This window comes from Cupriavidus pauculus (assembly GCF_003854935.1).
GTDB lineage: Bacteria > Pseudomonadota > Gammaproteobacteria > Burkholderiales > Burkholderiaceae > Cupriavidus > Cupriavidus pauculus_C.
In genome coordinates this window covers 246,776-259,662 of the sequence record NZ_CP033968.1, presented here as the reverse complement: position 1 = coordinate 259,662, position 12,887 = coordinate 246,776, and the positions used below count along the sequence as shown (strand labels likewise).

14 protein-coding genes are annotated in these 12,887 nt (G+C 58.6%); 5 read left to right on the top strand and 9 right to left on the bottom strand.

Translation table 11 applies throughout. From position 1 onward, the window contains the following. Nucleotides 1-52: 52 nt before the first annotated feature. The 7 genes from traA to EHF44_RS01460 all read right to left on the bottom strand — a co-directional run bounded on the left by traA (nucleotide 53) and on the right by EHF44_RS01460 (nucleotide 4,854). Nucleotides 53-349, bottom strand: a complete 297-nt coding sequence (gene traA, locus EHF44_RS01490; RefSeq protein WP_017512648.1) for a TraA family conjugative transfer protein — start codon at nucleotides 347-349, stop codon at nucleotides 53-55. 27 nt (nucleotides 350-376) lie between these two features. After that, entirely contained in the window at nucleotides 377-1,051 is a 675-nt protein-coding gene (gene traV / locus EHF44_RS01485; RefSeq protein ID WP_124682120.1) for a type IV conjugative transfer system lipoprotein TraV, read from the bottom strand. A gap of 20 nt (nucleotides 1,052-1,071) precedes the next feature. Beyond that, complete coding sequence (locus EHF44_RS01480; RefSeq protein WP_017512650.1) at nucleotides 1,072-2,295, bottom strand: TraB/VirB10 family protein; 1,224 nt, start codon at nucleotides 2,293-2,295, stop codon at nucleotides 1,072-1,074. Nucleotide 2,296: 1 nt separating this feature from the next. Next, a complete protein-coding gene (locus EHF44_RS01475) occupies nucleotides 2,297-3,154 on the bottom strand; it encodes a TraK domain-containing protein (protein WP_124682119.1) in 858 nt (285 codons plus the stop codon). Continuing rightward, entirely contained in the window at nucleotides 3,151-3,873 is a 723-nt protein-coding gene (locus tag EHF44_RS01470; protein WP_017515797.1) for a TraE/TraK family type IV conjugative transfer system protein, read from the bottom strand. Before EHF44_RS01470 ends, EHF44_RS01475 begins: the two co-directional genes overlap by 4 nt. 73 nt (nucleotides 3,874-3,946) lie before the next feature. After that, nucleotides 3,947-4,231 (bottom strand): type IV conjugative transfer system protein TraL, encoded by a 285-nt coding sequence (gene traL / locus EHF44_RS01465; RefSeq protein WP_017515798.1) that lies wholly within the window; start codon nucleotides 4,229-4,231, stop codon nucleotides 3,947-3,949. Continuing rightward, the gene (locus EHF44_RS01460) at nucleotides 4,228-4,854 is read right to left on the bottom strand and encodes an OmpA family protein (RefSeq protein ID WP_124682118.1); all 627 of its coding nucleotides are present in this window, start codon (nucleotides 4,852-4,854) and stop codon (nucleotides 4,228-4,230) included. Before EHF44_RS01460 ends, traL begins: the two co-directional genes overlap by 4 nt. Before the next feature lie 224 nt (nucleotides 4,855-5,078). Between EHF44_RS01460 and EHF44_RS01455 the strand changes: the two genes are divergently transcribed. The 3 genes from EHF44_RS01455 (at nucleotide 5,079) to EHF44_RS01445 (ending at nucleotide 8,820) form a co-directional block, all read left to right on the top strand. Then, complete coding sequence (locus EHF44_RS01455; RefSeq protein WP_051723324.1) at nucleotides 5,079-5,954, top strand: hypothetical protein; 876 nt, start codon at nucleotides 5,079-5,081, stop codon at nucleotides 5,952-5,954. 105 nt (nucleotides 5,955-6,059) lie between these two features. Then, the gene (locus EHF44_RS01450; protein ID WP_029309092.1) at nucleotides 6,060-7,829 is read left to right on the top strand and encodes a type IV secretory system conjugative DNA transfer family protein; all 1,770 of its coding nucleotides are present in this window, start codon (nucleotides 6,060-6,062) and stop codon (nucleotides 7,827-7,829) included. Nucleotides 7,830-7,926: 97 nt separating this feature from the next. Further along, a complete protein-coding gene (locus tag EHF44_RS01445; RefSeq protein WP_029309093.1) occupies nucleotides 7,927-8,820 on the top strand; it encodes a hypothetical protein in 894 nt (297 codons plus the stop codon). Nucleotides 8,821-9,089: 269 nt separating this feature from the next. On the opposite strand, the gene EHF44_RS01440 is transcribed toward EHF44_RS01445, so the two are convergent. Continuing rightward, on the bottom strand, nucleotides 9,090-9,455 hold the full coding sequence (locus tag EHF44_RS01440) for a YcbK family protein (RefSeq protein WP_235672260.1): 366 nt from the start codon (nucleotides 9,453-9,455) through the stop codon (nucleotides 9,090-9,092). Between the two features lie 349 nt (nucleotides 9,456-9,804). Beyond that, on the bottom strand, nucleotides 9,805-10,854 hold the full coding sequence (locus EHF44_RS01435; RefSeq protein WP_253699769.1) for a toprim domain-containing protein: 1,050 nt from the start codon (nucleotides 10,852-10,854) through the stop codon (nucleotides 9,805-9,807). A gap of 172 nt (nucleotides 10,855-11,026) precedes the next feature. Here EHF44_RS01435 and EHF44_RS01430 point away from each other — a divergent pair, with 172 nt between their 5' ends. After that, a complete protein-coding gene (locus tag EHF44_RS01430; RefSeq protein ID WP_124682117.1) occupies nucleotides 11,027-11,248 on the top strand; it encodes a hypothetical protein in 222 nt (73 codons plus the stop codon). A 708-nt stretch (nucleotides 11,249-11,956) separates the two neighbouring features. Beyond that, nucleotides 11,957-12,862, top strand: coding sequence for a recombination-associated protein RdgC (locus tag EHF44_RS01425; RefSeq protein WP_017512261.1), 906 nt, complete (start codon nucleotides 11,957-11,959; stop codon nucleotides 12,860-12,862). The last annotated feature ends 25 nt before the right edge of the window (nucleotides 12,863-12,887 follow it).

Below are 12,887 nucleotides of genomic sequence, written 5' to 3'. Positions count from 1 at the left end.
TTCGAGATCGGCAGTGCAACGCGGCCTCCGACGAAAGCCGGAGGCACGAGCATTACAGCGCTGCCGTGAAAAGACCTTGCAGGACGCCAGGGCCCAGGGAGGCGGACAGAGCCACCGCCACACCGGTCACCACGCTCATCACGGACTGCTTGACGACGCCGATGGCCAGGCCGACAGCCAGCGAGCCGAGCGCGAAAACCGTGCCCAGCGAGCCGGTCATCCAGTCAGACAGTCGGGTCACGATCTGCGCGAACGTGGTATCCGAGGCCGCGGACGCGTTGACCGCAAGCACGAGTGCCATCATGGCCATGGTCAGCAGAGCTTGCTTGTTGTTGGTAATGCGGTTCATGGGAGATTTCTCCTAATGTGGAAATGATCACTCGAGGTTAATGTCCGAGGGAGATGGCATGCCAAGCTTCGTCACATCGGTCCCCTGATATGGCTGGTTGGCGTCTGCCTGCGGCGCATCCCCCCCGGGAGTTCTTTGCGCTGCAGGTTTCCCGTTCGGCCGGCCCGATTCCTGGGGAATCGGAGCGACCGCTGCGAGCTCACGATGAGGAACAACCATGCCCTTGCCGGCGAACTCGGACTTGCCGAACGACCAGCGGCGCGGTTGTACCTCGGTGTACAGATATGACGGGTAGTGAAGATCGTCTTTGCTATCGATCCACGGAGCGATCCAGATGCGCATGACTTGCGCCGGCTTGCGGACCGGGCGTGCCGTTCCGTTGGCCTGGGCGGAACCCGGGACGGACGTTTGGATCAGCCCTGGCGCACCTGCGGCAACACCGCTGGTGAGCTCAGGGCGCGCAACGTTTCCCTGATCGTCCCCCGCCTGAACGCCACGAGCTCCTGAAGACCCAAAGGGGCGATCGCTCTCCGTCGGTTGCGGCATCTGGTTCGTCGATTTGTAGACGGCCAGCGGCGTCTTGCAGATGATTCCCTGCGGCATACCCGGGCACGAGAAGGAATCGTTGTCCGCTGTGTTCAAGATCGATGAGCAGCCGGTCGCGAGCAGTGGAAGCGTCGCGAGAAGAAGTCGAAATTTCATGGTGGGCCTCCTTGACCCGTTTACTTGAGTTCGACGCCCTTGATGAGGACGACAGTCAGCTTGCGGCCAGCATCAATCTCGACCACCGGCGTCATCTCCTTTGCCAGTTCCAGGTAGAACTGGGAGACCATGTTCGCGGAGGAAGAGAACCCTTTCGCCACGCCGGTTTCGAGGATCGATTGGGGCGTCGCGCGTTGGGTACTGATGAAGTTGTTGCCACCAGTGCTCAGGTCCAGGCGTGGCACCTGCGTTGGCGTGAGCGCCGTTGCGAAGCCGCTCAGGACACCAGCTGTGAGAGCCTGCGCGATCTTCTGCCCCTGCTTCGAAACGAGGCGGCCTCGAGCGCCAACCCGGCCGTCCTCGCCGACGACGTAGCCATCGACCTTGGCTTCCATGGTTTTGCCCCCTTCGCGGACACAGGAGAGGGTTTCAGTCCTGAGTTGGGCACGCTCGCTTGACAAGATCCCGAAGCCAGATACCAGTACAAAGCACTCCTTGACATCGTGGCTGTACTGATTCGGCAGCAGCGCTTCAGTCTTGATCCGCATGACGGCCGGCATAGGATTTTTCTGCGCTACCGAGTTGGTGGGCGCATCCATACCGTTCAGCAGGATTGCTTCGAACATTGAGCCCGCGGTGAGGTACGGTGTCGGCTTCGATTCCTGCTTGGCTTGAGCTACAGTGGTCGTGGCTGCGTTGCCCGATACTCGAATGCGCGATACTTCCTGGTCTTTGGCACGCTCTGGCGGTTCCTCTCCCGCCTTCCCACCTTCGGTCGGAACAGGCAACGGGTCGGAGAGTGCCGGCGCCTTTCCAGGGGCGGTGCCTTTGCGCTCCATGGCCTCGAGGCGGCCCTTCATTTCCATGAGTTCTTTCATCATGTCCGAGGTAACGCCGTTGGCCGGCTGCTTGCGTTCCCTCTCCATCTCGTCGATCCGTGCCTGAAGAGCCCTGCTGTCTTTCGCGGCTGCCTCTAGATCGCCCTTGAGTCTGTCGACGTCTTTCTGGGTGGCAGAGTTCTGCGCGGACAGCTGTTCCCCCGTGGTGTCCTTGGGCTTGGGAAGCAGCATGTTGCTTACCGCTGGCTGCTCAACCTGCTTACGGGGCTTGCTGTGCGGTTTGATGAACAGCGACCCGATAGCCACCATCGAGCCGAAAAGCACAGCGATAGCAATGACCGTTCGGGACCGGGGTGGCAAGTCCAGCCACTTCTTCTTGAACTTGTCGGAAAGCGACTCAGACATGTCAGTTGCTCTCCGTCTTGTCGGATACGATGAACACTTCGGTCGACTCGCCCTTGCGCAATGCGGCGTATGGGAAGAAGGCCACGGCACGCACGCCGTCGGTGTAGAACGCGCCCTCGTCGAGATCGACGCTATCGACTGAGGCCTCGATGCGGTAGCGGAAGATGTCGTAGGTAGGGCCCGAGTAGCGGGTCAATGGATAGGCGATCACCGGCCCCATCCGTGCGACTGACTTCGGAAGAACGCCGTCCGAGAAGCCTTCCGGGACCTTGCCAAGAGCGATCTGACGCAGAACGTAGCGCAAGCGATCGGTATAGACCGAGCTGTCGGCGCCCCGCTCTTCGTCGCCGGGCACAGCGCCCGTGCTTGCAACGGGCTTGTCCAGTTGGAGGGTGATCGTCTGTGCAGGCAGGCTCTTGGGAACGAGCGTCAGCGAAACGACGGGATCGTTTGGCTTGTCACCGGTCACATACAGTGCCACCGAGCGATCGGTCTTCATCGTGACGTAGAGGGACTGCCCCACCGCCTTCACTTCGACGTCAGCCGATTGCCCGTCGATGGACTGGGGGTTTGCAAACGGTGTCGCGATACGATTGGGCAGGCCCGACGAAACGTTGATGACCTCATTGCGGTCTGGGCTCACGCGGACAACCTGCGGCTTGTACACCTGGGTGTCGCCTGGCATGGTGCCCAAGCCGGGCAGGTTCTGTGCGGGGACTTTCTGTACCCGCTTAGCGGCAATTTCCGCGAGGCGAGACTCTGCCGCCGAGAGCTTCTTGCCGGGGACCGGCGGGGGCAGTTCGTCCGCGAGGACTGGTAGCGCGATCAGCGCGGCGACAGCTAGTGCGAGGCGCTTCATTGCGCAACCTCCTTGGTTGTGTTCAGGGGCTGGATGCTCACGGATTCGGCGGCCTGCTGCTTGAGGATCTGATCGGCCTGCGTTGCCGCACTCTCCGCTTGTCGGCGGAGGGCCTCTTGAGCGAGGACCGGATTCTTCTCGATCCAGGTGAGCGTATGAGGATCGGAGCCTTCGTAATGGTCAAGGCTGTCCACCCATGGACGCCCGTCACGCATGACGACGTTCATCTCGATCACATAGTTCTTCGTGTCCTTGCCGCCGATGCTCTGGGTGGTCATCTGGCCAAGGATGAAGACCTTCTTCGTCTCCTTCTCGGACACCACCTTCGACGGGTCGAAGCGAACCGAGCCACCGTTGTGCTTGAAGACTGGGTTCTTGCTCAGCACCAGCAGTTGCTGACGAACGTTGGTGTAGACCCGTGGGGAGACTAGGCCAGAAAGCCGCTCGATCACGAAATCGACGTTCTTCGGAGTGATATTCGCTGTGAGCGTGGCCACGTACGTCGCGAAGCTTTCCAGATACTCCTGGTCGGCAGATTCCCAGCCAACGGAGACCGCCTTTGTGAGGTGCGGCGGCACGATGCGGGTGACTTCGTGGTCAGTGACCAGCTTGCCAACGGCAATGACCACGCCGACGGCAAGAATGACGTTCGACAGAATCATTACGCTGGCCAGCTTGTTGGAGCCCTCCCATGTGGAGGTAAGCAGCGGCATCTTCATCAAAACTCCGTTCGGTTGCTGTACGGATACATAACACGTACCGATAATAGATGACTAAAAAAAGGGGCGGGTTCTAGTAGAAGAAGTCGCGCTTCGAGGAGTCCTGATACTGCTTGTTCAGCGCCATGAGCCCAGCCCAATAGCACAGGTGGTAGAGGATGCCTTCCAGCGAACCATTCTTGAAGCGTCGGAACGCCTTCACTGCCCCGTAACCGAGCGCCATGCTGACGAGCGTGAAGTAGCCGCCCAGTGAGATTCCGCCGGCTAAACAACCGATGAAAATGATGGCTTCGTCAAGTTCCCAGAAGAACAGCTGGGGTTGATTGTCGACGTAGCGCGGGATATCAATCTCTTTCACTGGCCTGCCCCCTGCGGAAATGCCAGGACGTCAATGACCGCCCGCCGGTTCCGTACGCCATCACCAGGGGCAACCGGCTCGAGTTTGCCCCGCCCTTCAACACTGATCCGAGCGGGATCGACGCCCTTTGCCGTCAGGTAGCGACGAACCTCGTTTGCGCGGACCTCGGAGAGTCGCTTGTTGTACTGAGCGGTTCCCACCTCGTCGGCGTGGCCGACCACGGTGATGCGCGCCGATGAAGTCTGGGCCTGATTCAGCACTTTGGCCAGCGGGCTCCAAGACATAGGCTTTGCCCGGTTGAACGAGAAATGGAGAGTCGCAGCCGCTACGGGCGTCGAATCCTTGGGCGCGGCGTTCAAGCTGGCTTCCTCTGCCGCTAGGCGAGCTTCCTCCTCCGGTATCAGTGCGCGCGAGCGTGCGGGTTCCATGACCATCCAGAAAGCGCCATCGCGCTTCAGTTGGAAGTTCCGCTGCTGGTCGGACAAAACGTGAGCGCGATGGGCGGGCTCAATTGCGATGCCGTCGCTTTGGGGAACGACGATCTGATGCGCGTCCACCGCCCACGCCTGCCACGCGAGGCTCGCGAACACAAGGGCGACTGCCGGTTTGAGAAGTCGGGTCATTGCGATACAGGATGATGTGATGGCGAAGAATAACGCGTACCGATAAAGAGTGCAACGATTGCAAACGTTTCGCACGCACAATAGAATTATAACGACGTGTTAAGTATTCGCAAGTGTGAGCCGAGACAAGTCTGTCCGCAACCCGGCCTGGTAGGCCTTATCCGACGTTGTGCCGCATACCTCTTCGCAAGGCATTCCCGCATCAGTCATAGGAGGGTCGATGAATGAGTGAAAACGGCAGCAACAACAGCAAGGGGACCAACTTACCGGTTCCGGGGTGGATGCAAGGACCACTGGGTGAAGGCTGTGCTCATGTCTGGGACAAGGTGTTTCATACTGATCCAACCTTCACGAAGGAGTTCAGCACTCATAGCGGGTTCTCAGGTACAGCAGTTACTCCAACCTACCTCGTCCAGAAAGCCACCAAGCTGTTCGGTCCAATGGGACTAGGTTGGGGGTGCACCATTGTTTCGGAAGAGATTCTGGAGGGGTCTCCGTTGGGCTGGGACGAGAACGGCAACTCTTGGGGGCGCGAGCTGATCCATAAATTGCGCGTTCGCTTCTGGTACGAGATGGATTGGAGAGGCGAGATTCGACGCGGTGAGATCGAACAGTTCGGCCAGACGACGTTTGTCGGGCGTACGACCCACGGCGTCTTCACTGACGAAGAGGCGCCAAAGAAGAGCTTCACGGATGGGATGAGCAAATGTATGTCGTTGCTTGGATTCGGCGCTGACGTACATATGAACCTCTTCAGTGACGTGAAGTACTTGGAAGGCCTGCACGCCAAGTTTGGTAGTCCGGATCGCGGGCCTGGGCTCACCGACACCCCTCCTCCCGGAGCGAGTGGCGTCGATGCAGCACCGCCAAGGCAGCGTGCCGGTGCGCAGAGTCAGCAAGCTGATTCTGCCAAGTCCGATCGCTACACCATGTACAAGACCAGGCTTGACGACCAGAACCAAAAGATCGCCGACGTTGCGATCGCACGACAGACGGTTGAGCAGGACGCAGGGCTCACCAAAGTCGAAAGCGCCCTTCTGTTGAGCCACCCGCGCCTTCAACTCACCCAGCAGTCTCCCAAGGACGAGATTTTTCTTTAACCCACTGCCCCCGGTCGCTTCTCGCGCACCGGGGCTTTTTTGCTCGAAGCATGCGCACCGGTACCAGGAAAGGATGCAGGTGCGCTGGAAATGGAGGCAGCTCTCATGAGCATTGATCAGATTTATCGGACAAAGCTTGGCGGAACACGCGACACGCTCGCACTCAGTTCCATGGGCGCCGGCGCTTTGATGACATCACCCTACTTTGCCAACATACCGGCGGCTGTCCCAATGGCACTTGGCGCCGCCGGCGCAACATACCTTGGCACCCGGCTATTCGACTTCTGGCGCCAACAGAACATCCTCGAATCGAAGATCAGCATTCAGTCAGCCGCGGCGTTGACCAAGCCGGATGGTCTGTTGCTGGGCTTCACGACAGATACCGGTAAGCCAGTGTATCTGCCAGATGACGACTTGATGCGGCATGGTTTCATCGGCGGCCAGTCCGGCGTGGGGAAGACCGTGATGGGCAGATTGCTGATGTTTCAGCAGATCCAGCGGGGCGGCGGCCTGATTTTCATGGACGGCAAGTTGACTGCAGAGGACATGGAGACGGTCTACCAGTACTGCTGCGCGTGCGGTCGCGAACAGGACTTGCTCATCCTCAACCCCGGTGATCCGGACAAGAGCCACACGTACAGCCCTATTCTGCGCGGGGAGCCAGACGAAGTATCTGCGCGTGTCCTCTCGCTAATTCCGGCAACCGACTCGAATCCCGGGGCGGACCACTATAAGCAGAGCGCAAACCAAGGCATTACAACCCTGGTGGCCGCGATGCAGGCGGCCGGGCTAGCCTACAACTTCATCGACTTCACGATCCTGCTCATGAATCACAGAGCGATGGAGGAGCTCGAGACGCGGCTGAAAAAGACGCGCCCCCACCACGACGCTACGAAGAACCTGTCGCTATTCCTTGAACAGTACAAGGGTGGTGGAAAACCTGGCTCCGGGCTGGAGAACATGGTCGACATCAAGCGGATGCGAGAGACCTTCGGCGGAGTTGGAGGCCGCATGTATATGTTCGGGACCGGTAGCTTCGGCAAGGTCATGAACACCTACACACCGGAGATCGATCTTTTCGAGGCGATCAAAAGCAACAAGATCATCTACGTTGCACTGCCGACCATGGGAAAGAACGAGGCGGCATCGAACTTCGGGAAGATGTTCCTCGGTGATCTTCGTACCGCCATATCTTGGGTGCAGGCACTTCCTGAGAGCCAACGCCCGAATCCTCCCTTCTTCGTCTTCATGGATGAAGCAGGTAGCTACGCTGTGCAATCCCTGGCCCGCCCATTCGAGCAGTCACGCAGCGCACGCATCGCACTCTGGCCTGCGGTACAAACAATGGCCAACCTTGAGTCTGTTTCCGATGAGTTCAAGGAGATGGTGATCGGCAACACCTGGACGAAGATCATGTTCAAAGTGGGGACACAGGCGACGGCGGAAGAGTGTGCGGAGCTCATTGGCTATCAAACGGGTATTGCCAAGTCGTTGAGTGCGACACAGAACCAGAGTACGAACTCGCCGTTGCTGAATATGACTCCGGAAGGTGGCGCTGGCGCAGGTTCGGGATTCTCGGAGGGCCAGCGGGAACAGGAAGAATACAAGGTTTCTCCTGACGATCTCAAAGCGCTTGGCAAGGGTGAGTGCATTGTCACGTACGGCGGAGATACGGTTTTCAACCTTCGCGTGCCCATGATCACGATTGACAAGAAACTGCAGCGGGAGATTGGCCCACTCCGCATCAACCACTTCCGACGCCCCCAAGTTGAAGGTGCCGACTTCTTCAAGAATGCCGACAAGTACCTCGGCGGGAGCAGCGTGCCCAGCGGTGGGAGGAAGCGAGATTTCGGTCAGGAACTGGCGAACGAGTAGCCCCTGCATACGAAGGAAGGACAGGGATTGAGTAGCAGGCCCTCCCGCTCGCTAACGACTGGACGGGAAGGCTTGAACACAACGTACGGAGCATGAAATGAGTGAAAACCTAAACTGGGAGAATGGCTATGATCACGTCGGATTGGATGGTGTTTCTGGTGATCGCGGCGATCTGTCTGACCCTCGTGATGTGCATCGCTGGCTTGAGAGCTTTGATTGTTCCAATCTTTTCAAAGATCTTGACGCCTTCGATCTTAGCGATTCTGACGGCGACGGCGAAATGGCTTCTGTGGGGGATGAAGAAGCTGCTGGACTCGCACGTCCTTTTAGCGAAGAACTTGCTCTCGCCGCACTCAGTAGTATTCCCAACGCTGGAACGACCCAAAAACGGCGGAAAGAAGATTACCTGAGGAACCTGACAGAGGAGGACTTTGAGGAGGGCGTGGAACGTCTCTGCTACCGGATCGTCAAGGCGAACGTTGAGGCTTTGTTCGACAAACGGACTAAGCCAGATCAACTGGTGAAGGCGGCACAGTGGCTGTTCGGGCGCACGCTGGGTGAAGTGAACTTTGAGCGGTGCTGCGAAACGCTGGGGACGCGCAAGGATGTCCTTCGACTGCGAATTCACTATGAGTTTTGGCGTCGCTGGCTGGTCCTGCCCGTGGAGTTCCCCTTCATGATCGATCCAGTGCCTGATGCCGTCGAGGGGGAGATCTACATCGTCGCGGGAGACGAAGGCTACATGCTGGCGCGGGCAGCGTGGTTGCAGCCGGGAATCCGGTCGGCCGCCCTTCTCGAGGAGGCGTCCGGTGGCGAGAACGTGGACCGATATCGCCGGGCGCTGCAGCAGATGGCCGAAAGGTACTTGATGTCGCAACAGAACGACAACTGGTACCTCACCGGCCGGAACCCTACGCTGAGGGCGATCGATCTGTCGGCTACCCCGTACCGGCCGCTGGCGAATCAGATCTCCTGGTCGAAGCTGTACTAGCTCCGGGCTAGACTCAACATAAGCCGGCCGCCCTTGGCGGCCTTTGTTTTTTTCGCGCCGGGAGCACCAAAAAAAAACCAGCTCTCGGGAGGGGAGCTGGTCGGGAGAAAAGCCTACTCAGGGGTCAGGTAGAGAGGCCATTGGAGGGAACAGTCACGATCCCCAAACTGCTACTGCACGTCTCACTCGGCCGTCAGGCCAAGCAATGGGTGCAATACTAAATGAATCGAAACGATACTACAAGCGTATTTATGCGTGTTATTCCCGGATCATGAGCGCCACGAGCGCAGATCGCCGTCATCGACGTGGACGACGCCTTTTGACGGGTAGAAGCCAACTCCGCCCCCCCGCAAATGCTGAGCGAGCTTGCCCATGTCAGCAACGGAGACGCCGGGGATAAAGATATCCGCAGCGGCGCCCTTCATGTGCCTGGAGTCACCCTTCCCGCCGACGGCCTCATTGGTGGGCTTAGTGCGGTAGCCCGAGGTCAGTGCGATTACCTTGCGACGTCCGTTCATTTCCGTCCAGCCTTGCATTCCATAGAGAATATCGAGCAGTGTGGTACTCATCTGAACTGCGGCGTCGGCACGTACATCGCGCATCAGGCGGCAGATAGCGAGGTAGCCTGGCCACACCACGCGGCCGTTGGCCCAGTATGTCTCGCTGATCTCCTCGATGACTCCCTTACGAACCTCCGTCTTGATCCAGAGGCGCCTCGGGCGCTCCCAGAAATGCGGGTCCGTCCGTGCAAATAGTGGGTCGGTGCACGTGGCGATCAACGCGCCGGCTGTGCAAGTAAGAAATCGCCGTCTGTCCAAAGAATGAACTCCAAATGCTGGGGGCTCTTGTTGGCCGTCAAGCCTTCCCGCCCGTTGGTAAAGCAGGATGCTAGTCTAACGCGTATGTGGAATATTGGCGTAGCTGTATTGCTACAAGTGGCGTACAAAAAAGAAAAAACCCGGCGGGGGAGCCGGGTTTGGGGGACTACATTTTTAGACCGAGTTTGAGCTTGAGCTCCTCGTTGAGATCCTTCGCGCCAGGTGGCAGCGTGTACGTACCGATCGGTCCGCCAACTGCAGCCTCCAGGACAGGTCGGATTTTCTCCAACGCGGTTCGCCCTGCATCATCATCGTCAAATGCAGCCAAAACGTCTGCTCCGCGGAACGTTTCGAACCATTCTGGGCGCCAGTTTTCGCAGCCTGGCAGGCCCATTATGCTTCGCTTCGTACCCAGTGCGACAGCAGACAGCAAGTCGATGCAGCCCTCGGTGATCAAAATGCGTTGCTTCGATTCACCAAGCCATCCCCACGGAGCAATCGTTCCGTAGCGTAGCGATTTGACCTCGTCGGATCGCGTCGCACGCAAGTAACGAAACTCCGCAGCCCTCCGGTTGTTCGACACCAGAACCAGAGGACGGAAAGCTGCTGCAGGCGCTTTTGATCCTTCCTTCCACAAGCCGGCTCTCGTCATGAGGCCCTGGCCAATGTGGTGAAGTAGGAACTCCTTGGCTTCCTTTGGGTTTGACGGAAGCGTCAGAAGGATGCCCTTTCGACAGGCGGTTCGAGTGATCTCCGGCGAGATTCCTCGACCGGCAAGGTACTCGATACCATCGCGAGACGGTTCGGGCAGCGCAGCAACAAGCTTGGAGAAGACTTCTTCAAGAGCCGAGTCATCCCTCTCGATCGCTGGCTTCGGCTTTGGGGGCGTGTACGAACGGATAGCGTTCGCGTCAGCACCACTGAGCTCCAGCGCAGTCTCGAGGGGAGACTTACCCAAGTACAGAGAAGCAGCTTCAATCACGTCACCGTGCTTGTTGCACGCGAAGCACTTCCACGTGTCGTCCTTCACACTCACCTTCACCGAACCTTCGGAAGACGCACCGCATTCCGGATTCGGGCAGATCGAGTAACGGATCGTGCCGCTCATGGGCTTGGGGATTGCACCAAGCATGCGCTCGAAGACCCAATCGAGAGGGAAATCCTTGCGCACCTTGGAGAAATCGACTTTCCAGTCCTTTGAATTGCTGTTAGCCATCTGGATGCTCCTGATGAAATTCCTTGATGCCAGGAGATGAATCACGCAGGTCCATAAGGGGGCCATTTGGGTCGCCGCTACCCCGGGGCAATTTCCCTTGTCCGGTGATGGCCGATAGATTTATGGTTACGTGTTACAGAAACCCACTTAGTGGGGTTTGGTCAAGAAACAATTGAAGGAGGTCGAAACCATGGACTATCGATGCGCGGTACAGGCGGTTGCAATGCGAGTGCGATGCTCAGCAGAGCTCGAGGAGGTGCCGCATCACGTCGTTGTCGATCGCGGCCTCGATCTGGTCGAGACGGTCCGAGTACTTGCGGTGGACGAATCCGCAGCGGTCGACATGGTGAATGTCATGAATGATCAGGCGTACGCTGCCCTTTTGAGGGTGTGAGAGCTTTATCAGAATAAGCGTTTCATACCCTCGTGTCAGGTGCGTTCCGGACGGGGTAACAGGTTGAACTGAAACGCCAACGGTGCGACATCGAGGGGACGCTCTCGAACCGTGAAGTGGGCAAGGCCCCTCGACAGTGAGATGTCGAGGGGCCTTGCCTTTTTTGTGGTCACTGAGGCTACCAGACAACATATTGCACGCCTGTGTTTTGCGTCATTAAGATACAATGAAGGTATGCATACGTGATATGGCGTGACGATGCGATTGCGAGCGCCGAATTGACCAGGGACCGAGCCTATGGACATACATCATTCCTGTCCCTCGTGTGAGGGCAAGAAGCGGGTGAGCGGTTTCGTTACGGACTCTACGGGAAGGCTCCGTCTGACAAGAACGGCTCCCTGCCCGCAATGTGACGGAGTTGGCACGATAACAGACGAGCAATGCCGCTGGATTGCGATCGGTAGGTCGCACCGCCAAATGCGGTTTGCGCACAAGGAGTCTGCGGTTGCCGCGGCACTGCGCCTCGGTCTTTCCGTGGACCAGCTGACCGCGGCCGAGCTCGGGCGCTTGCCCCCCGCCATCCTGGCCCTTCCCGGCTCGCCGCCTGGCCAATCGCCCATCTAAGCTGACGTCTCGCCGGCACCCGGCTGTTCCCCGCCGGCGGGCCGCATCAACACAGCTGCAGAGTCACCATTCAGAGGAGAGTCCTTGTTCTCAAACCTGCACCTTTACCGCCTGACCAAGGATTGGCCCATGACATCAGACGGCCTCGAAGCCTTGCTGAAGAAGCGGCCATTTCATCCATGCGGCAGCCAGGATATGAAGTCATCCGGTTGGGTCAGCCCGCGGGACAATGGCCCGCTTGTTCATGCCCATGGGAAGCAGTGGTTGGTTGCCCTCCGCATTGAGACGAAATCGGTGCCCGGGGAGGCCATCCGGAAGTTGGTCGAGCAACGGGCACGTGAGTATGAGGAGCGAAACGGCTATAAGCCGGGCCGCAAGGTGCTCAAGGAGATGAAAGAGCAGGCCCTCACGGAGCTATTGCCACGGGCATTCCCAAAGCAGGCGACGATTCAGGTGTGGATCAATGCCGCCGATGGATGGGTCGCGATGGATACCTCGACTCCGTCCAAGGCCGACGACGTGGTTAGCGATCTGATTCGAACGGCTGAAACGATCCCGATCGCGCTGGCCCAAACGAATCTCTCGCCGGCCCAGGCGATGTCCGACTGGCTAACCTCGAACGAAGCACCGTACAACTTCACGGTCGATCGCGAGTGCGAGCTGAAGGGCACAGACGCAGAGAAGCCAACGGTCAAGTACACGCGCCTTTCTTTGGAGCGAGACGAGATCCGGCAGCACATCCTCGAGGGAAAGCGTCCCACCAAGCTGGCGATGACGTGGACTGACCGCGTTAGCTTCATCCTCACAGATAAGTGCCAGGTTAAGCGGATTGCGTTCCTCGACGCCGTGATGGGAGAGGTCAATCTCGATGGGGAGGACGCTGAGGCCGTGTTCCAGTCCTCTTTTGCCATCATGACAGGTGAGCTGTCACGTTTTCTCCCGGATCTCATAGAGAGCCTGGGAGGCGAAGCGGAGTACGTTGCAGAGTGACCGCGGCGGGCAGCAATGCCCGGGG